Source organism: Rhizobium pantanalense, assembly GCF_030182525.1.
GTDB lineage: Bacteria > Pseudomonadota > Alphaproteobacteria > Rhizobiales > Rhizobiaceae > Rhizobium.
In genome coordinates this window covers 1-20796 of sequence record NZ_JAQJCH010000027.1, presented here as the reverse complement: position 1 = coordinate 20796, position 20796 = coordinate 1, and the positions used below count along the sequence as shown (strand labels likewise).

Annotated in this window: 18 protein-coding genes and 1 tRNA gene; 18 read left to right on the top strand and 1 reads right to left on the bottom strand. The window is 58.3% G+C overall.

The window, feature by feature from the left end:
• From PH558_RS33740 to rpoC, 14 genes are all read left to right on the top strand, one after another.
• The coding region (locus tag PH558_RS33740; RefSeq protein WP_483314156.1) for an EF-Tu C-terminal domain-related protein at positions 1-226 on the top strand (226 nt) is incomplete at its 5' end.
• Between the two features lie 278 nt (positions 227-504).
• Positions 505-813, top strand: a complete 309-nt coding sequence (locus PH558_RS33735; protein WP_285208528.1) for a hypothetical protein — start codon at positions 505-507, stop codon at positions 811-813.
• Between the two features lie 250 nt (positions 814-1063).
• Positions 1064-1957 carry an NAD-dependent epimerase/dehydratase family protein gene (locus PH558_RS33730; protein WP_285208527.1) on the top strand — a complete coding sequence of 298 codons (894 nt, stop codon included), beginning with the start codon at positions 1064-1066 and terminating at the stop codon, positions 1955-1957.
• 326 nt (positions 1958-2283) lie between these two features.
• Positions 2284-2970: a glycosyltransferase family protein gene (locus PH558_RS33725; RefSeq protein ID WP_069614840.1), complete on the top strand. Its 687-nt coding sequence runs from the start codon at positions 2284-2286 to the stop codon at positions 2968-2970.
• A gap of 5 nt (positions 2971-2975) precedes the next feature.
• The gene (locus tag PH558_RS33720; RefSeq protein WP_285208526.1) at positions 2976-3857 is read left to right on the top strand and encodes a 3-deoxy-manno-octulosonate cytidylyltransferase; all 882 of its coding nucleotides are present in this window, start codon (positions 2976-2978) and stop codon (positions 3855-3857) included.
• 209 nt (positions 3858-4066) lie between these two features.
• Positions 4067-4142, top strand: a tRNA-Trp gene (locus tag PH558_RS33715).
• Between the two features lie 195 nt (positions 4143-4337).
• Positions 4338-4538 carry a preprotein translocase subunit SecE gene (gene secE / locus PH558_RS33710; protein ID WP_069614841.1) on the top strand — a complete coding sequence of 67 codons (201 nt, stop codon included), beginning with the start codon at positions 4338-4340 and terminating at the stop codon, positions 4536-4538.
• Between the two features lie 18 nt (positions 4539-4556).
• Positions 4557-5087 (top strand): transcription termination/antitermination protein NusG, encoded by a 531-nt coding sequence (gene nusG, locus PH558_RS33705; RefSeq protein WP_004123460.1) that lies wholly within the window; start codon positions 4557-4559, stop codon positions 5085-5087.
• A gap of 213 nt (positions 5088-5300) precedes the next feature.
• Positions 5301-5732 (top strand): 50S ribosomal protein L11, encoded by a 432-nt coding sequence (rplK, locus tag PH558_RS33700; RefSeq protein ID WP_069614842.1) that lies wholly within the window; start codon positions 5301-5303, stop codon positions 5730-5732.
• Positions 5733-5736: 4 nt separating this feature from the next.
• Entirely contained in the window at positions 5737-6435 is a 699-nt protein-coding gene (gene rplA, locus PH558_RS33695) for a 50S ribosomal protein L1 (RefSeq protein ID WP_285208525.1), read from the top strand.
• A 330-nt stretch (positions 6436-6765) separates the two neighbouring features.
• Entirely contained in the window at positions 6766-7284 is a 519-nt protein-coding gene (rplJ, locus tag PH558_RS33690; RefSeq protein WP_095434661.1) for a 50S ribosomal protein L10, read from the top strand.
• Positions 7285-7342: 58 nt separating this feature from the next.
• Positions 7343-7726 (top strand): 50S ribosomal protein L7/L12, encoded by a 384-nt coding sequence (gene rplL / locus PH558_RS33685; RefSeq protein ID WP_095434662.1) that lies wholly within the window; start codon positions 7343-7345, stop codon positions 7724-7726.
• Between the two features lie 262 nt (positions 7727-7988).
• Entirely contained in the window at positions 7989-12131 is a 4143-nt protein-coding gene (gene rpoB / locus PH558_RS33680; RefSeq protein WP_095434663.1) for a DNA-directed RNA polymerase subunit beta, read from the top strand.
• 176 nt (positions 12132-12307) lie between these two features.
• Positions 12308-16516 (top strand): DNA-directed RNA polymerase subunit beta', encoded by a 4209-nt coding sequence (rpoC, locus tag PH558_RS33675; protein ID WP_285208524.1) that lies wholly within the window; start codon positions 12308-12310, stop codon positions 16514-16516.
• A 116-nt stretch (positions 16517-16632) separates the two neighbouring features.
• Here rpoC and PH558_RS33670 read toward each other — a convergent pair whose 3' ends face one another.
• The gene (locus tag PH558_RS33670; RefSeq protein ID WP_004123433.1) at positions 16633-16926 is read right to left on the bottom strand and encodes a hypothetical protein; all 294 of its coding nucleotides are present in this window, start codon (positions 16924-16926) and stop codon (positions 16633-16635) included.
• 510 nt (positions 16927-17436) lie between these two features.
• On the opposite strand from PH558_RS33670, the gene rpsL reads away from it, so the two are divergent.
• The 4 genes from rpsL to PH558_RS33650 all read left to right on the top strand — a co-directional run.
• Positions 17437-17808: a 30S ribosomal protein S12 gene (rpsL, locus tag PH558_RS33665; protein ID WP_003507760.1), complete on the top strand. Its 372-nt coding sequence runs from the start codon at positions 17437-17439 to the stop codon at positions 17806-17808.
• An 81-nt stretch (positions 17809-17889) separates the two neighbouring features.
• Positions 17890-18360, top strand: coding sequence for a 30S ribosomal protein S7 (gene rpsG / locus PH558_RS33660; protein WP_069614847.1), 471 nt, complete (start codon positions 17890-17892; stop codon positions 18358-18360).
• Positions 18361-18390: 30 nt separating this feature from the next.
• Positions 18391-20490, top strand: coding sequence for an elongation factor G (fusA, locus tag PH558_RS33655; protein WP_095434666.1), 2100 nt, complete (start codon positions 18391-18393; stop codon positions 20488-20490).
• Between the two features lie 66 nt (positions 20491-20556).
• Positions 20557-20796 (top strand): GTP-binding protein (locus PH558_RS33650; RefSeq protein WP_234836723.1); only part of this gene is annotated, 240 nt, incomplete at its 3' end.

The following is a 20796-nucleotide window of genomic DNA, read 5'->3' as shown; positions in this document are numbered from 1 at the left end:
TACGCCGTTCTTCACGAACTACCGTCCGCAGTTCTACTTCCGTACGACTGACGTGACCGGCATCGTGACGCTTCCGGAAGGCACGGAAATGGTTATGCCAGGCGACAACGTCACGGTTGACGTCGAGCTGATCGTTCCGATCGCGATGGAAGAAAAGCTTCGCTTCGCCATCCGCGAAGGCGGCCGTACCGTCGGCGCAGGCATCGTTGCAAGCATCGTCGAGTAATCTTCGGATTATTCCTGTATCCTTTATAAGAAGGCCCCGCTGGAAACAGCGGGGCCTTTTTGTGTTGGGAGATGGTGCATGAGCCTGATCATTCTTACCGGTGCCTCCGGGTCGGGAAAGACTGCTATTGCGGCGGCAACAGCCCGGGACCATGCGCGATGGTTAGCCGTCTATCATTTCGACAGCATCGGCGTACCGTCGCTTGATGCATGGTCAGGGATCATGGTTCGCCCGAGGCTTGACAGCGCGACAAGACCATCGAATGGCTGGAACGGCTTATGCCGCGAGCGCAGAAGGGCACGGCCATTCTTTTCGAAGGGCAGATGCGGCCATCCTTCGTCGTGGAGGCTGCCAGGGCTGCCAGGGCCGATGACTATCGCCTCATATTGATCGATTGCGATGATGCAACGAGGACACATCGCTTGTCCGCTGGGAGAGGCCAGCCGGAACTTGCCGACGCGAACATGATGAATGGGGCAGCCTATCTGCGCCGCGAAGCCCAAACATCCGGCCTTGAGATTCTCGACACAAGCCATCTTTCGCTGAAGCAGAGCGGGGATACTGTACTGAAGTACCTGCTCGATTAGTCGGAAGATACTATCACCAGTCGGTGATATTTTTCGTCGATCCGAATTCGACCTTCGCGCGGCGCACGATATCGGCAACGAAATCGCTCTTGCCGCCGTTGTAATGGTTCCAGTCGCCATTAGCCTCTTTGGCAGGCTGGCCGTCTCTATTCGATTATCTTGGCGGAAGAGCCTCCGCTCACCAAGCCGTGTCTTGCGAAATGAGCGCAAGGGCCTATGTATCGCTCGATTTTCCAAGGAGGAGATTTTCATGAAGAAACGTATTTTGTTCACGGGCGGCAGCGGCAAGGCAGGGCGTCACGCGGTTCCGTGGCTGGTGAATGCCGGCTACGAGGTCCACAATGTCGATCTCGTGCCGCTGAATAGCCCCGGCGTCACCAATCTGCAGGCCGATGTCACCGATGCGGGACAAGTCTATAACGTCCTGACCATGCATCGCGATTTTCCCGATCTCGATCAAGTCAGGGGTGTCCAGCCTTTCGACGCCGTCGTGCATTTCGCCGCAATCCCGCGCATTCTGATCAAACCGGACAACGAGACCTTCCGCATCAACACGATGAGCACCTACAATGTCATCGAGGCGGCCGCGAAGCTTGGCATCAAGAAGATCATCGTCGCTTCCAGCGAGACGACCTATGGCGTCTGCTTTGCCGAAGGCCATCGCGATTTTCACCAGTTTCCGCTGGAGGAGGATTATGATGTCAACCCGATGGATTCCTACGGTCTGTCCAAGGTCGTAAACGAGAAGACGGCTCGGGCTTTCGCCGAGCGATTCGGCATCGACATCTATGCGCTGCGCATCGGCAACGTCATCGAGCCCCACGAATATGAGCGTTTTCCCGAGTTTTTCGCCAACAGCGAAATCCGCAAGCGCATTGCCTGGAGCTATATCGACGCCCGCGACCTAGGCCAGATCGTCCATCTCTGCATCGAAAAGGACGGCCTCGGCTTCCAGGTGTTCAATGCCGCCAACGATACGGTTTCGGCCAATACGCCATCGCGCGAACTTGCCGCGAAGCATTTTCCGAATGTGCCCTTCACACGCGAAATCGGTGAATATGAGGGGCTCTTGTCCAATCGCAAGATCCGCGAGGTCCTAGGCTTCAAGGAAGAGCACGACTGGCGGAAATATGTGAAGGTCTGAGGGCACATAGTCCCTGCAATCGGCCGGGCGCTGTGTGTTGGCGTCCGGCAAAGGCATCGATCCAGAGTAGGGTGCCTCTCCATTTGTTACGCAACAAAACCAAAAATGCTTCCCCAAACACTCGACAAAAGCAGCCGTTTATTTAAGTAGGGTTGCGTTCGCGAAGCATCTCCTAGAGATTGCAGCGCATGGTTCGGTATATCCGCGCGCCTGTTTTGAACCACCCTCCGGCTGATGGGCCTCAAGGGTGAGCAGCGTGCGATTTGCGTCGCGGCGAAAGATAATAGCCGGCTGGCCTGCAGGCGCTCAGCCGTTTCGGAGGTATCATGAAGGATAATGTTGCACGTATTTTCGTCGGGTTCGATTCCAAGGAGGTCGTGGCTTATCACGTCCTGACCCAGAGCATCATCGAGCGCTCGTCAATTCCGGTGGTGTTCTCGCCGATCGTGCTCAACAATCTCGAGGGCATTTTCACGCGCGAGCGCAACCCGCTGCAATCCACCGAATTTTCCTTCTCGCGCTTCCTCGTGCCTTACCTCAGCGATTACCAGGGCTGGAGCATCTTCATGGATTGCGACATGCTCGCCCGCGCCGATATCGCCGAGCTTTGGGCGCTGCGTGACGACCGTTATGCCGCCATGTGCGTCAAGCACGACTACCAGCCGAAGATCGAAACCAAGTTCCTCGGCCAGACGCAGACGAAGTATGAAAAGAAGAACTGGTCGAGCATGATCCTGTTCAACAATGCCAAGTGCACGGCGTTGACGAAGGATTTCGTCAATACGGCGACAGGCCTTCAGCTTCATCAGTTCAAGTGGCTGGAGAATGACGATCAGATCGGCGAGGTGCCGGTCGTATGGAACTATCTCGTCAACGAATATGACTATCGCGAAGATGCCAAGCTCGTGCACTTCACCGATGGCGGCCCGTATTTCGACGAATATCGCAACGACGACTACGCTGAAGAATGGTTCGCCATGCGCGACCGCATGCTGCACGTCCAGCAGAAGTGAGCGATTTGGACCACAACAAGACGACGGGAAATATCGATGTCGGCATACCGGCTGCGGGCTCCGCGACCGGTTTGAACAGCGCCGACGAATGGCGGACCATATTGACGGGGTTTTCCCATATCGTCTTGGTCGCCAATAGCGATGCGGTCGATATCGCAAGCCTGCAGGCGCAGTTTCCTGAGACTGCGCTCTTCGTCTTCTTCAACAAGGTCTACAAGGTTCTGGATCGACCGTTCCATGGGCATTCACTGCTGATCTCCCGTGGTCAGCCGCGTGGCGCCAACATCGTCTATCGCGGCGAGGTGGGCGAGGTGGTCAAGTTCTTTCCGAAGGAATATTTCCTCGGCGTCATGAATATCCGCCTTGGTCTGGAAGAGAAGCTCAATCCCGCCGCCGACTTCCAGGGGGCGCCGACTGGCCACCTCGATCTCGTGGGCTTCTGCTCCGATTTCTATACGGAAGGCAAGACCCCGACGAGCGGTTTTGCCATGGCCCTTTGGCTCAGCGATCTAAAATTGCCCGGCAAGATCGTGCTTGCCGGCTTCTCGGCCCGGCGCAGCCAGAAGTGGAGGGTGGTTTCCGCCCACGACTGGAGTTTCGAGCAGACCTTTCTGCGCTTGTTTGCCCGGTTGGGAAAGATCACCATCCATGGTGGGGTCGCATTGAACCCTTATATCAGCCTTGCCCAGCGCTTCACGGAAGTGCCTTCGGCCGAGATTGCTTTGGCTGCGGCCGAGGTTTTGTCGGAGCGGCTCGGCAATACCGACGCAGAAATAGACAAGCTGATCTCCCTGACCAATGTGATTCGCTCTGCGGACAATTTTATGCGTCGCCTCAGGCCGAAATTTCTGAAGCGCAGGCCGAAAGGCTCTCCCGGAGAGCAATGAGGCGAGGGGCATCCTTTCTGCAGCATTTGCCGCGGCTTTGACCGTCCGGCAGATCTGTCCGCTCAGGCATGTCCTCTGTGAAGTTGCGGGTTCGATTGGGAAAAAGCAAAAAACGCTCTTGCCAATCGTTTCGTCCCGCCTTAAAGGGAGCGCCATGTCTTCGAACTGCTCGGGCGGTCCACCGCCTGAAGCGAATATTCGAAGGAAGAAGGGGTATAGCTCAGTTGGTAGAGCGGCGGTCTCCAAAACCGCAGGTCGTAGGTTCGAGCCCTGCTGCCCCTGCCATTTTCCTTGACTTGACTGGCGCGTCGTTTCGCAGCTTCTTGGGTTGAGGGTCATGCCGGTTTGTCGGCAAATTTTAGAAAACACCGTATTGCCTCTTGTTAAATCGGGAATCGGTGTTTATGTAGGGTTTAACAGACACGCGGTGCGTGGGGCTGATATGTTCAGCTTTACGCGCCGTAATTGCGTGGGCAGTCAATGGCATCCAAAACGAATCCACTAGCGTTTCTGCGGCAGGTGCGCTCCGAGACGTCGAAAATCACTTGGCCCTCGCGTCGCGAGACGATGATCTCGACGGTGATGGTGCTCGTCATGGTCGTTTTCGCCTCGCTGTTTTTCTTTGCTGCCGACCAGCTCATTGGCTGGATTCTCAGCTACGTGCTGAATACCGGCAACTGATATCGGGTGGAGATGAACATGGCGGCACGTTGGTACATCGTCCACGCTTACTCTAATTTCGAAAAGAAGGTGGCTGAATCCATCGAGGAGAAGGCCAGGCAGAAGGGGCTCGAGCATCTGTTCGAGAAGATCCTTGTGCCGACCGAAAAGGTTGTTGAGGTTCGCCGCGGCCGCAAGGTCGACAGCGAGCGTAAGTTCTTCCCGGGTTACGTGCTTGTGCGCGCCAACCTGACGGATGAGGCTTACCACCTGATCAAGAATACGCCGAAGGTCACTGGCTTCCTCGGCTCCGACAATAAGCCCGTTCCGATTCCGGATTATGAAGCCGAGCGCATTCTCGGTCAGGTCCAGGAAGGCGTTGAGCGGCCGAAGGCTTCCGTATCCTTCGAAATCGGCGAGCAAGTCCGCGTTTCCGATGGTCCGTTCGCTTCGTTCAACGGCACGGTTCAGGATGTGGACGAAGAGCGTTCGCGCCTGAAGGTGGAAGTGTCGATTTTCGGCCGCGCTACGCCGGTCGAGCTGGAGTACAGCCAGGTCGAGAAGGTCTGATTGTGATTTCTGCGAAAGGTTGGCCTGGCGGCTGGCCTTTCGTTCGAGTTTGGATATAAGCAAATGCTTGCTTATACCTCGCGGCCAAGCCGCAATCCGCGTGGAAGGGTAGGGTCTTAGCCGGGCCTGGTGATCCGTACCACGCAACCGCAGCCGCCGGAGCGATTCGGCATAGTAGGCCGGGCAACCGGTCATGTAGAAAGGCAGAGAGAAATGGCTAAGAAAGTTGCAGGCCAGCTCAAGCTGCAGGTCAAGGCCGGCTCGGCGAATCCGTCGCCGCCGATCGGTCCTGCGCTTGGTCAGCGTGGCATTAACATCATGGAGTTCTGCAAGGCGTTCAATGCCGCCACGCAGGAAATGGAAAAGGGTATGCCGATCCCGGTCGTCATCACCTACTACCAGGACAAGTCCTTCACCTTCGTCATGAAGCAGCCGCCGGTCAGCTACTTCCTGAAGAAGGAAGCGAAGATCCAGTCCGGCTCGAAGACCCCGGGCAAGGGCGCCAAGGCTGGCACCCTGACCAAGGCTCAGGTCAAGGCAATTGCCGAAGCCAAGATGAAGGATCTGAACGCCGCCGATATCGAAGGCGCAATGGCCATGATCGAGGGCTCTGCCCGCGCGATGGGCCTGGAAGTGGTGGGCTAAGACCATGGTAGCAAAGCGTATTCAGAAGATTCGTGAAGGCGTTGATCCGACCAAGCTCTATGCTCTGGATCTGGCCATCAACATGGTCAAAGAACGTGCCGTCGCCAAGTTCGACGAAACCGTCGAAATCTCGATGAACCTCGGTGTTGACCCGCGTCATGCCGACCAGATGGTTCGCGGCGTCGTCAACCTGCCGAACGGCACCGGCCGTACGGTTCGCGTTGCTGTCTTCGCTCGTGGCGCCAAGGCTGATGAAGCCAAGGCTGCTGGCGCTGACATCGTCGGTGCGGAAGACCTGGTCGAAATCGTTCAGGGCGGCAAGATCGATTTCGATCGCTGCATCGCCACCCCGGACATGATGCCGCTCGTCGGCCGTCTCGGTAAGGTTCTCGGCCCGCGCGGCATGATGCCGAACCCGAAGGTCGGCACCGTCACGATGGACGTCAAGGGTGCTGTTGAAGCTTCCAAGGGCGGCGCTGTCGAGTTCCGCGTCGAGAAGGCTGGTATCGTCCATGCCGGTATCGGCAAGGCTTCCTTCGACGCCAAGGCTCTGGAAGAAAACATCCGCGCTTTCGCCGACGCCGTCATCAAGGCAAAGCCGGCTGGCGCCAAGGGCAACTACGTCAAGCGCGTAGCGATCTCCTCGACCATGGGTCCGGGCGTCAAGATCGAGCCGTCGTCCGTCACGGCGCCGAGCGCCTGATTGATTTTGCCGGGCGTTAGCCTGGTATTTTAAGAATTCCCGGCCCTTCGGGGCCGGGATTTCCGGAGAAATCCGGAATTCCTGTCCGAGATTGCAGGTGGTTATCCCTTAATCACTTAAGCCTGCATGAGACGGGTAAGACCCGAATTTTGAAGAAGCTTCGCTTCGATGAACTCGGTTCGAGCCTTGGATGCCTTGTGCCTTGGAGCCGTCAGGCTCGAGCGCGAGGGGACAGGATCCTCAAGCGTCGCTTGGGATCTCATTGATCCCAGGAGGCAAAAGGCAACCCGGCAGGTCCGTTAACCCGGTCCTGTCAACTGGAGAAAAGCAGTGGAAAGAGCGGAAAAACGCGAATTCGTCACGGAACTGAACGAAGTCTTCAAGGCTTCGGGCTCGGTTGTCGTGGCCCACTATGCTGGTGCTACAGTCGCTCAGATGAACGATTTCCGTTCCAAGATGCGCGCTGCTGGCGGCACCGTCAAAGTCGCGAAGAACCGCCTGGCCAAAATTGCTCTTCAGGGCACGGATGCGGAAGGGATTTCCAATCTCTTCACCGGTCAGACGCTGATCGCATACAGCAATGACCCGATTACCGCTCCGAAGGTCGTCGTGGATTTCGCCAAGAGCAACGATAAGATCGTTGTTCTGGGCGGCGCCATGGGAACAACAACGCTCAACGCCGAAGGTGTCAAGTCGCTCGCGACCCTGCCTTCGCTGGACGAGCTGCGCGCGAAGCTGCTGGGCATGATCCAGACTCCGGCTACCCGCATCGCAGGTGTTGTTGCAGCGCCGGCAAGCCAGCTTGCTCGCGTGTTCTCGGCCTACGCCAAGAAGGACGAAGCCGCGTAAGGCGGTTTTTCGCTGTTCATAACCAACCAGTTCGAACCGAACAAAAGGAACTACAAAAATGGCTGATCTCGCAAAGATCGTAGACGACCTCTCCTCGCTGACCGTTCTCGAAGCCGCAGAACTGTCGAAGCTTCTCGAAGAAAAGTGGGGCGTTTCCGCCGCTGCTCCGGTAGCTGTTGCTGCCGTTGCTGGTGGTGCTGGCGGCGCTGCTGCAGCTGCTGAAGAAGAAAAGACCGAGTTCGACGTCATCCTCGCTGATGCCGGCGCGAACAAGATCAACGTCATCAAGGAAGTCCGCGGCATCACCGGCCTCGGCCTCAAGGAAGCCAAGGACCTCGTTGAAGCCGCTCCGAAGGCTGTCAAGGAAGGCGTTTCCAAGGCTGAAGCCGCTGACATCAAGAAGAAGCTCGAAGACGCCGGCGCTAAGGTCGACGTTAAGTAAGCTTGAAACTGCTTTGGGAGGTGGCTTCTTGCTACCTCCCATTTGCCGTTTTTCTGAACGAATTACCCAAAAGCCGCGGGCAAAACGGCTTTTGGGTAATGGGTTCTTCAAGAGGATGGTCTCAAACCGAACCGCGACGCAATCCGGCTGAGCGGTTTTCGGTTAGATAGACGAGATTGAACTACTCATTGATTGATGGGGTCGCCTGGCCAGCGGTTCCCATCCGTTGCAGGCCCGGGTGCAGGATTTTAAAGGAGCGACGATGGCTCAGACCCTTTCGTTCAACGGTCGCAGGCGCGTACGCAAGTTTTTTGGTAAGATTCCCGAAGTCGCAGAGATGCCGAACCTCATCGAGGTTCAAAAGGCGTCCTACGATCAGTTTCTCATGGTCGAAGAACCGAAGGGCGGCCGCCCGGACGAAGGTCTTCAGGCTGTCTTCAAGTCGGTTTTCCCGATCACCGATTTCTCCGGCGCTTCCATGCTGGAATTCGTTTCCTATGAGTTCGAACCGCCGAAGTTCGACGTCGATGAGTGCCGCCAGCGCGACCTGACCTACGCCGCGCCGCTGAAGGTGACCCTCCGTCTGATCGTGTTCGATATCGACGAGGATACGGGCGCGAAGTCCATCAAGGACATCAAGGAACAGAGCGTCTACATGGGCGACATGCCGCTCATGACGAACAACGGTACGTTCATCGTGAACGGCACCGAGCGCGTGATCGTGTCTCAGATGCACCGTTCGCCGGGCGTCTTCTTCGATCACGACAAGGGCAAGAGCCATTCCTCCGGCAAGCTGCTCTTTGCTGCTCGCGTCATCCCGTATCGCGGCTCCTGGCTCGATATCGAGTTCGACGCCAAGGACATCGTCTACGCCCGTATCGACCGCCGCCGTAAGATTCCGGTAACGTCGTTGCTGATGGCGCTCGGCATGGATGGCGAAGACATCTTGTCGACCTTCTACACGAAGTCGCTCTACCAGCGCGACGGCGATGGCTGGCGTATTCCCTTCAAGCCGGAAACGCTGAAGGGCGCCAAGACCGTTGCCGACATGATCGACGCCGACACCGGCGAAGTCGTCGTCGAAGGCGGCAAGAAGCTCACGCCGCGCCTGCTGCGTCAGCTGCAGGACAAGGGCCTCAAGGCTCTGAAGGCGACCGACGAAGAGCTGTATGGCCTGTTCCTGGCAGAAGATATCGTCAACTTCCAGACCGGTGAGATCTATCTCGAAGCCGGCGACGAAATCGACGAGAAGACCCTGCCGGTCATCCTGAACGCCGGTTTCGACGAGATCCCTGTTCTCGGCATCGACCACATCAATGTCGGCGCCTACATCCGCAATACCCTGTCTGCGGACAAGAACGAGAACCGCCAGGACGCTCTGTTCGACATCTACCGCGTTATGCGCCCGGGTGAACCGCCGACCATGGAATCGGCCGAAGCCATGTTCAACTCGCTGTTCTTCGATGCGGAGCGCTACGATCTCTCCGCCGTCGGCCGCGTGAAGATGAACATGCGTCTCGACCTTGACGTCGAAGACACCGTCCGCATCCTGCGCAAGGACGACATCCTGGCTGTGGTCAAGATGCTCGTCGAGCTGCGCGACGGCAAGGGCGAGATTGACGACATCGACAACCTCGGCAACCGCCGCGTCCGTTCGGTCGGCGAGCTGATGGAAAACCAGTATCGCCTGGGTCTGCTGCGCATGGAACGTGCGATCAAGGAACGCATGTCCTCGATCGAAATCGACACGGTCATGCCGCAGGATCTGATCAACGCAAAGCCGGCTGCCGCTGCCGTCCGCGAATTCTTCGGCTCTTCGCAGCTGTCGCAGTTCATGGACCAGGTGAACCCGCTTTCGGAAATCACCCACAAGCGCCGTCTTTCGGCTCTCGGCCCGGGCGGTCTGACCCGCGAACGCGCCGGCTTCGAAGTCCGCGACGTTCATCCGACGCACTACGGTCGTATTTGCCCGATCGAAACGCCGGAAGGTCCGAACATCGGTCTCATCAACTCGTTGGCGACCTTTGCTCGCGTCAACAAGTACGGCTTCATCGAAAGCCCTTATCGCCGTATCATCGACGGTAAGGTGACCAACGACGTGCTCTACCTCTCCGCAATGGAAGAGGCGAAGTACTACGTTGCTCAGGCCAATGCCGAGCTCGACGCTGACGGTTCCTTCATCGAGGAATTCGTCGTCTGCCGTCATGCCGGCGAAGTCATGCTCGCTCCGCGCGACAACATCAACCTGATGGACGTCTCGCCGAAGCAGCTGGTTTCGGTCGCTGCCGCTCTGATCCCGTTCCTGGAAAACGACGACGCCAACCGCGCTCTCATGGGCTCGAACATGCAGCGTCAGGCCGTGCCGCTTCTGCGTGCTGAAGCTCCGTTCGTCGGTACCGGCATGGAGCCGGTCGTCGCGCGTGACTCCGGTGCTGCTATCGGCGCCCGCCGCGGCGGCGTGGTCGACCAGGTCGACGCAACGCGTATCGTTATCCGCGCCACCGAAGACCTCGATCCGTCGAAGTCCGGCGTCGATATCTACCGCCTGATGAAGTTCCAGCGTTCGAACCAGAACACCTGCGTCAACCAGCGCCCGCTGGTCACCGTCGGTGACGTGGTCAACAAGGGCGACATCCTGGCAGACGGTCCGTCGACCGACCTCGGCGATCTGGCCCTCGGCCGCAACGTGCTCGTCGCGTTCATGCCGTGGAACGGCTACAACTACGAAGACTCGATCCTGCTCTCCGAGCGTATCGTTGCAGACGACGTGTTCACTTCTATCCACATCGAAGAATTCGAAGTGATGGCACGCGACACCAAGCTCGGTCCGGAAGAAATCACCCGCGATATTCCGAACGTTTCGGAAGAAGCGCTGAAGAACCTGGACGAAGCCGGCATCGTTTACATTGGCGCCGAAGTTCAGCCGGGCGATATCCTCGTCGGCAAGATCACGCCGAAGGGTGAAAGCCCGATGACGCCGGAAGAAAAGCTCCTGCGCGCCATCTTCGGTGAAAAGGCATCGGACGTTCGCGATACCTCCATGCGCATGCCGCCCGGCACCTATGGTACGGTCGTCGAAGTTCGCGTCTTCAACCGTCACGGCGTCGAAAAGGACGAGCGTGCCATGGCGATCGAGCGCGAAGAGATCGAACGCCTTGCCAAGGACCGTGACGACGAACAGGCGATCCTCGACCGTAACGTCTACGGTCGTCTGGTCGAGATGCTGCGCGGTCAGGTTGCTCTTGCTGGTCCGAAGGGCTTCAAGAAGGGCACGGAACTGTCGAACGCCGTCGTTTCCGAGTATCCGCGTTCGCAGTGGTGGATGTTCGCCGTCGAGGACGAAAAGGTCCAGAGCGAGCTCGAAGCACTGCGTGGCCAATACGACGAATCCAAGTCGCGCCTTGAACAGCGCTTCATGGACAAGGTCGAAAAGGTCCAGCGCGGCGACGAAATGCCTCCGGGTGTCATGAAGATGGTCAAGGTCTTCGTCGCTGTGAAGCGTAAGATCCAGCCGGGCGACAAGATGGCAGGCCGTCACGGGAACAAGGGCGTGGTCTCGCGCATTGTTCCGGTTGAGGACATGCCGTTCCTCGAAGACGGTACGCATGTCGATATCGTGCTGAACCCGCTCGGCGTGCCCTCGCGCATGAACGTCGGTCAGATTCTCGAAACGCACCTCGGCTGGGCTTGCGCCGGCATGGGTCGTCAGATCGGCGAACTGATCGAAGCCTACAAGGCAAGCGGCAACATCGAGCCTCTGCGCAAGACGATCGATCTGGTCGTTGGCGATGGCCCGAAGAGCGACGACGTTCACGAGTACGACGATGCATCGGTTCTGCGTCTGGCCGACCAGTGGAAGCGTGGCGTGTCCATCGCAACCCCGGTCTTCGACGGTGCTGGCGAAGTCGACGTCAACAAGATGCTGGCAATGGCAGGTCTCAAGGAAACCGGCCAGTCGACGCTGTACGACGGACGTACCGGCGAGCAGTTCGACCGCCAGGTCACGGTTGGCTACATCTATATGCTGAAGCTGAACCACCTTGTCGACGACAAGATCCACGCCCGTTCGATCGGTCCGTACTCGCTCGTCACCCAGCAGCCGCTGGGCGGTAAGGCGCAGTTCGGCGGCCAGCGTTTTGGCGAAATGGAAGTCTGGGCGCTCGAAGCTTACGGTGCAGCCTACACGCTGCAGGAAATGCTCACGGTCAAGTCGGACGACGTGGCCGGCCGCACCAAGGTCTACGAAGCCATCGTTCGTGGCGACGACACCTTCGAGGCGGGCATTCCGGAAAGCTTCAACGTTCTCGTCAAGGAAATGCGCTCGCTGGGCCTCAGCGTCGAACTGGAAAACTCCAAGGTCGACGATCTGCAGACGGCAAGCCAGCTTCCGGACGCAGCCGAGTAATAGCCTGTCAGGGTGCGCGCTGTCGGTCAGCGCGCACCGCTTGGAATATTGCAGCGCCGTTGGCGTCCCTTCGGATGCATGGCGCCGCAAGGCGGTTTTAAAGCGTCAGTCCGGTTCCCGGGATTTGCCGGCACTGTTCGCAATTCGAGGGCGTTTCGCCCCTAAAGGAGATAGGCATGAACCAAGAGGTCATGAATCTTTTCAATCCGCAGGTGCCTGCGCAGAATTTCGATTCCATCCGGATTTCGATTGCGTCGCCGGAGAAGATTCTTTCCTGGTCTTATGGCGAGATCAAGAAGCCGGAAACGATCAACTATCGTACGTTCAAGCCGGAACGTGATGGTCTTTTCTGCGCACGAATCTTCGGACCGATCAAGGACTACGAATGCTTGTGCGGCAAGTACAAGCGCATGAAGTACAAGGGCATCATCTGCGAAAAGTGCGGCGTCGAAGTCACGCTGTCGCGCGTTCGCCGTGAGCGCATGGGCCATATCGAGCTCGCCGCTCCCGTTGCCCACATCTGGTTCCTGAAGTCGTTGCCTTCGCGCATCTCGACGCTGCTCGACATGACGCTGAAGGATGTGGAGCGTGTTCTCTACTTCGAAAACTACATCGTCACCGAGCCGGGTCTCACCGCGCTCAAGGAGCATCAGCTCCTGACGGAAGAAGAGTACATGCTCGCCGTCGACGAATATGGCGAAGACCAGTTCACCGCCATGATCGGCGCTGAAGCGATCTACGAGATGCTGGCCAGCATGAATCTTGAAAGGATCGCCGGCGACCTGCGTTCCGAGCTTGCCGACACGACGTCGGATCTCAAGCAGAAGAAGCTGATGAAGCGCCTGAAGATCGTCGAGAACTTCATGGAATCCGGCAACCGTCCGGAATGGATGATCATGAAGGTCGTCCCGGTCATCCCGCCGGACCTGCGTCCGCTGGTTCCGCTCGATGGCGGCCGCTTCGCGACCTCGGATCTGAACGATCTGTACCGCCGCGTCATCAACCGTAACAACCGTCTGAAGCGCCTCATCGAACTGCGCGCTCCGGGCATTATCATTCGTAACGAAAAGCGCATGCTGCAGGAATCTGTCGATGCGCTGTTCGACAACGGCCGTCGTGGCCGCGTCATCACCGGTGCCAACAAGCGTCCGCTGAAGTCGCTGTCCGACATGCTCAAGGGCAAGCAGGGCCGCTTCCGTCAGAACCTGCTCGGCAAGCGCGTCGACTATTCCGGCCGTTCGGTCATCGTGACCGGTCCGGAACTGAAGCTGCATCAGTGCGGCCTGCCGAAGAAGATGGCGCTCGAGCTGTTCAAGCCGTTCATCTATGCCCGCCTCGACGCGAAGGGTTATTCCTCGACCGTCAAGCAGGCCAAGAAGCTGGTTGAAAAGGAAAAGCCGGAAGTCTGGGATATCCTCGACGAGGTCATCCGCGAGCATCCGGTTCTCTTGAACCGCGCACCGACGCTGCACCGCCTGGGTATCCAGGCCTTCGAACCCACGCTGGTCGAAGGCAAAGCCATCCAGCTGCACCCACTCGTCTGCACGGCCTTCAACGCCGACTTCGACGGTGACCAGATGGCCGTCCACGTGCCGCTCTCGCTGGAAGCCCAGCTGGAAGCCCGCGTGCTGATGATGTCGACCAACAACATTCTGCATCCGGCAAACGGCGCGCCGATCATCGTTCCCTCGCAGGACATGGTTCTCGGCCTCTACTATCTGTCGATCATGAACCAGAATGAGCCGGGCGAAGGCATGGCCTTCTCCGATCTCGGCGAGCTGCATCACGCGCTTGAAAACAAGGTCGTGACGCTGCATTCGAAGATCCGCGGCCGCTTCAAGTCGGTCGGCGAAGATGGCAAGCCTTATTCGAAGATCTATGAGACGACCCCCGGCCGTCTGCTGATCGGCGAACTCCTGCCCAAGCATGGCAAGGTGACCTTCGACATCTGCAACCAGGAAATGACCAAGAAGAACATCTCCAAGATGATCGACACGGTCTACCGCCATTGCGGCCAGAAGGACACGGTCATTTTCTGCGACCGCATTATGCAGCTCGGCTTCTCCCATGCCTGCCGCGCCGGCATTTCGTTCGGCAAGGACGACATGGTCATTCCGGATACCAAGGTTAAGATCGTCGGCGATACAGAAGCGCTCGTGAAGGAATACGAGCAGCAGTATAACGACGGTCTGATTACCCAGGGCGAAAAGTACAACAAGGTTGTCGACGCTTGGGGCAAGGCCACGGAAAAGGTCGCCGAAGAAATGATGGCCCGCATTAAGGCCGTCGAATTCGACGAAAAGACCGGTCGTCAGAAGCCGATGAACTCGATCTACATGATGAGCCACTCTGGTGCTCGTGGTTCGCCGAACCAGATGCGCCAGCTGGGCGGCATGCGCGGCCTCATGGCCAAGCCGTCGGGCGAAATCATCGAGACGCCGATCATCTCGAACTTCAAGGAAGGCCTCACCGTTAACGAGTACTTCAACTCGACCCACGGTGCCCGTAAGGGTCTGGCCGACACCGCCTTGAAGACCGCGAACTCGGGCTACCTGACCCGCCGTCTCGTCGACGTCGCGCAGGATTGCATCGTCACGCAGATCGATTGCGGTACCGAAAACGGCCTCACCATGACCGCCATCGTCGATGCCGGTCAGGTCGTCGCCTCGCTCGGCGCCCGCATCCTCGGCCGTACGGCCCTGGACGACATCGATCATCCGGTCACGGGTGAGCGCATTGTCGATGCCGGCAAGATGATCCTCGAGCCTGATGTCATCGAGATCGAGAAGGCTGGTATCCAGTCGATCCGCATTCGTTCGGCTCTGACCTGCGAAATCCAGACGGGCGTATGCTCGGTCTGCTACGGCCGTGACCTTGCTCGCGGTACGCCTGTCAACATCGGCGAAGCTGTCGGCGTCATCGCCGCACAGTCGATCGGTGAGCCGGGCACGCAGCTGACCATGCGTACCTTCCACTTGGGCGGCACGGCGACCGTGGTCGACCAGTCGTTCCTGGAAGCCTCCTACGAGGGCACGGTTCAAATCAAGAACCGCAACATGCTGCGTAACTCCGAAGGCAACCTCGTTGCCATGGGCCGCAACATGACGGTCCAGATCCTGGACGAGCGTGGCGTTGAACGCTCCTCGCAGCGCGTCGCTTACGGTTCGAAGCTGTATGTCGATGACGGCGACAAGGTAAAGCGCGGTCAGCGTCTGGCAGAGTGGGACCCCTATACCCGTCCGATGATGACGGAAGTGGCCGGTACGGTTCACTTCGAAGACGTCGTCGACGGTCTCTCGGTCCTCGAAGCGACGGACGAATCCACCGGCATCACCAAGCGTCAGGTTATCGACTGGCGCTCGACGCCGCGCGGCTCCGATCTGAAGCCGGCGATCGTCATCAAGGACGCCAGCGGCAATGTCGCCAAGCTCTCGCGCGGTGGCGAAGCTCGCTTCCTGCTCTCGGTCGACGCGATCCTGTCGGTCGAGCCGGGTCAGAAGGTGTCGCAGGGTGACGTTCTCGCCCGTTCGCCGCTGGAAAGCGCCAAGACCAAGGACATCACCGGTGGTCTGCCGCGCGTTGCCGAACTGTTCGAAGCTCGTCGTCCGAAGGACCACGCCATCATCGCAGAGATCGATGGTACGATCCGCCTCGGCCGCGATTACAAGAACAAGCGTCGCGTCATCATCGAGCCGGCAGAAGACGGTGTCGAGCCGGTCGAATACCTGATCCCGAAGGGCAAGCCCTTCCACCTTCAGGAAGGCGACTATATCGAAAAGGGTGATTACATCCTCGACGGTAACCCGGCTCCGCACGACATCCTGGCGATCAAGGGCGTGGAGGCTCTGGCTTCCTACCTGGTCAACGAAATCCAGGAAGTCTACCGCTTGCAGGGCGTTGTCATCAACGACAAGCACATCGAAGTGATTGTCCGTCAGATGCTGCAGAAGGTGGAGATCACCGATGCGGGCGATAGCCAGTACATCGTCGGCGACAACGTTGACCGTATCGAGCTGGAAGATACCAACGACCGCCTGATCGAAGAAGGCAAGAAGCCTGCTTATGGCGATCCTGTTCTGCTTGGGATCACCAAGGCATCGCTCCAGACGCCGTCCTTCATCTCGGCCGCATCCTTCCAGGAAACGACGAAGGTGCTCACCGAAGCTGCAATCGCCGGCAAGACCGACGGTCTGCAGGGCCTGAAGGAAAACGTCATCGTCGGCCGCCTCATCCCGGCCGGTACCGGCGGCACCATGACGCAGATCCGCCGTATTGCCACGGCCCGCGACGAGCTCATCCTCGAAGAGCGCCGCAAGGGCACGGATGCCGGCGTCGCAACGCCGATGCTGCAGGATCTCGCCAGTGAGAACAGCCCGGCCGAATAAGCTGGTACTGAATTGATCAAATCAAGACCGCCCGGAGCGATCCGGGCGGTTTCTTTTTGTGCGATGCTAAAATCGATGAGGCGAGGGGAGGCCGTTTCCGCGGGCGATTGTCCCGATCAGCGGAAGCGAATGATCGCGACTTCGCCTTCGAGCGCGCCCTGGTAGGCAGAAGCATGCGGCTCTTCGTCCGGTATATCCGTCAAGAGACCGATCTGGTCGAGGTCCGCCTCGATGAAGCCCTCTTCGGCCAGCGCGTTCAGCGCCTCGCGTACAGCGGTATCGTCGTCGGGTGCCTTCAGCATGACATGCAAGTCGATGCCTTCGCCGCCATCGGTCTCATAACCCTTGCCGATGATGATGAAGACCATGGGGCCGTCGGAATTGTTGTCGTTATCTGGCGCAGTAATCATGGATCTTCCTTCGGGAGTATCGAATCGACCCGGCGATTCCTTTTCGCCACCTGGGTCCGTCGGATGGAAATGTTCTTCCGTGATTCCTTATAGGGATTTTGCCGAAATACCAAAGTCCATCTTGCCGAAGGGGCGGCATTTCCGTATCCAATGCGCCAAATGGCTGGTTTGGCCGGGGTTTCCGGGCTTTATGACAAAGATAATTTCTTAACCGGCCTTGACGAACCGGCGGGAAACCAGTAGTACCGCCGCCATCGGAACCCATGTGAGGCATGGCTATTCGGGGCGACGCGCCTTGGAGTTCACCTCAAACAAGGTTCTAAACGCACGTTGAAGACACGAATGCTGCACGCACGACGCCACTTCTGGTGTCCTCTGCTTTTTCTGTGGTCCATCTGCGAGAGCGGATCGGGCCACGTTTTGCGCATTGAGACGAACGTGTGTCGGTGCCGGTGACGGCGAAAGTCATGCCCGCAAGGGTGTCGAGATAGATTTACAAGGGATGGTTGAATGCCTACCGTAAACCAGCTGATCCGCAAGCCTCGCCAGGCGCAGGTAAAGCGTAACAAGGTTCCCGCTCTTCAGGAGAACCCGCAGAAGCGCGGCGTTTGCACCCGCGTCTACACCACGACGCCGAAGAAGCCGAACTCGGCTCTGCGTAAGGTCGCAAAGATCCGCCTGACCAACGGCTTCGAAGTCATTGGTTACATCCCCGGTGAAGGTCACAACCTTCAGGAACACTCTGTCGTCATGATCCGTGGCGGCCGTGTTAAGGACCTTCCGGGTGTTCGCTACCACATCATCCGCGGCGTTCTTGATACCCAGGGTGTCAAGAACCGCAAGCAGCGCCGTTCGAAGTACGGTGCAAAGCGTCCGAAGTAATTCGGATTTTTAGATAATCCGGCGCTGCGCGAGGTTCTCCGCGTGGTTAAGCGTCGCAACAGTTGAGAGACGAGAAGTTACATGTCCCGACGTCATAGAGCAGAAAAGCGCGAGATCAATCCGGACCCGAAGTTCGGCGATCTGGTTGTTACCAAGTTCATGAATGCCATCATGCTGGACGGCAAGAAGTCCGTAGCAGAAAACATCGTATATGGCGCGTTTGACGCCGTGCAGGGCAAGGCAAAGCAGGAGCCGCTCGGCGTGTTCCATCAGGCTTTGGATAACATCGCTCCGCACGTTGAAGTCCGCTCGCGCCGTGTAGGTGGTGCTACGTATCAGGTTCCGGTTGATGTTCGTCCTGAGCGTCGCCAGGCTCTGGCCATCCGCTGGCTGATCACCGCTGCTCGCAAGCGTAACGAGACGACGATGATCGACCGTCTGTGCGGTGAACTTCTCGATGCCTCCAACAACCGCGGCGCTGCCGTCAAGAAGCGCGAAGACACGCACAAGATGGCTGATGCCAACCGTGCGTTCTCGCATTATCGCTGGTAATCCCGAACGGTTTCGGAAAGGCAGTCCACAATGGCTCGCGCATATAAAATCGAAGACTACCGCAATTTCGGTATCATGGCGCATATCGACGCCGGCAAGACCACGACGACCGAGCGTATTCTTTACTACACCGGTAAGTCGCACAAGATCGGCGAAGTTCACGACGGCGCTGCCACGATGGACTGGATGGAGCAGGAGCAGGAGCGTGGCATCACGATCACCTCTGCTGCGACCACGACCTTCTGGAAGGGCCGTGACGGCAAGACCCGCCGCTTCAACATCATCGACACTCCCGGCCACGTCGACTTCACCATCGAAGTCGAGCGTTCGCTGCGCGTTCTCGACGGCGCCATTGCGCTTCTCGACGCCAATGCCGGTGTTGAACCGCAGACGGAAACCGTGTGGCGTCAGGCTGAGAAGTATCATGTTCCGCGCATGATCTTCTGCAACAAGATGGACAAAACCGGTGCTGACTTCTACCGCTCGGTTGAGATGATCAAGACCCGCCTCGGCGCGACCGCAGTTGTCATGCAGCTGCCGATCGGCGCTGAAAGCGACTTCAAGGGCGTTATCGACCTGGTCGAGATGAACGCTCTCGTATGGCGCGATGAATCGCTCGGCGCCCAGTGGGACGTCGTCGAGATCCCGGAAGACATGAAGGCCAAGGCTGAAGAATATCGCGAAAAGCTGATCGAGACTGTTGTCGAGATCGATGAAGCTGCGATGGAAGCCTACCTCGAAGGCAATCTGCCCGATAACGATCAGATCCGTGCGCTCGTCCGTCGCGGCACGATCGACGTCAAGTTCCATCCGATGTTCTGCGGCACCGCATTCAAGAACAAGGGTGTTCAGCCGTTGCTCGACGCCGTTGTCGATTACCTGCCGTCGCCGCTCGACATTCCGGCTATCAAGGGCATTGATGCCAAGACGGAAGCCGAGATCGAGCGTCACGCTGACGACAACGAGCCGCTTTCCATGCTCGCGTTCAAGATCATGAACGACCCGTTCGTCGGCTCGCTCACCTTCGCTCGTATCTACTCCGGCAAGCTGGAGAAGGGCGTTTCGGTCATGAACACGGTCAAGGACAAGCGCGAGCGCGTCGGCCGCATGCTGCAGATGCACTCCAACTCGCGTGAAGATATCGAAGAAGCCTATGCTGGCGACATCGTTGCTCTCGCCGGCCTCAAGGAAACCACGACGGGTGACACGCTCTGCGATCCGCTAAAGCCGGTTATCCTCGAGCGCATGGAGTTCCCGGAGCCGGTCATCCAGATCGCGATCGAGCCGAAGTCCAAGGGCGACCAGGAAAAGATGGGCCTCGCGCTCAACCGCCTGGCTGCAGAAGACCCGTCCTTCCGCGTCAAGACCGACCAGGAATCTGGTCAGACGATCATCGCCGGTATGGGCGAACTGCACCTCGACATCATCGTCGACCGCATGCGTCGTGAGTTCAAGGTTGAAGCAAACGTAGGTGCCCCGCAGGTTGCATACCGCGAAACCATCACGCGCCTGACGGAAAAGGACTACACGCACAAGAAGCAGACCGGCGGTACCGGTCAGTTCGCACGCGTCAAGCTCGTATTCGAGCCGAACCCGGAAGGCGAAGACTTCAAGTTCGAATCCAAGATCGTCGGCGGTGCTGTTCCGAAGGAATACATCCCGGGTGTTCAGAAGGGTATCGAAAGCGTTCTGTCTTCGGGCCCGCTGGCAGGCTTCCCGATGCTCGGCGTCAAGGCGACGCTCATCGACGGTGCCTTCCATGACGTCGACTCGTCGGTTCTGGCCTTCGAAATTGCTGCTCGCGCTTGCTTCCGTGAAGCAGCTCGCGAAGCCGGCGCTCAGCTCCTCGAGCCGATGATGAAGGTCGAAGTCGTAACGCCGGAAGACTACGTCGGTGACGTTATCGGTGACCTGAACTCTCGCCGTGGCCAGATCCAGGGCCAGGAAAGCCGCGGTATCGCCGTCGTCATCAGCGCGAACGTCCCGCTGGCGAACATGTTCAAGTACGTCGATAACCTGCGCTCGATGTCTCAGGGCCGTGCACAGTACACGATGACCTTCGATCATTACGCGCCGGTTCCGTCGAACGTCGCACAGGAAATCCAGGCAAAGTATTCCGGTCAGAAGTGACCGGAATACCAATTGACCGATAACAAGAATTGATCCCTCAGGGGACAAGAAAACGGAGAGCCGGTAATGGCAAAGAGTAAGTTTGAGCGCAATAAGCCGCACGTTAACATCGGGACGATCGGTCACGTTGACCACGGCAAGACGTCGTTGACGGCAGCGATCACGAAGTACTTCGGCGAGTTCAAGGCGTATGACCAAATCGACGCGGCTCCGGAAGAGAAGGCTCGTGGCATCACGATCTCGACGGCCCACGTTGAATACGAGACGCCGAACCGCCACTATGCGCACGTTGACTGCCCCGGCCAC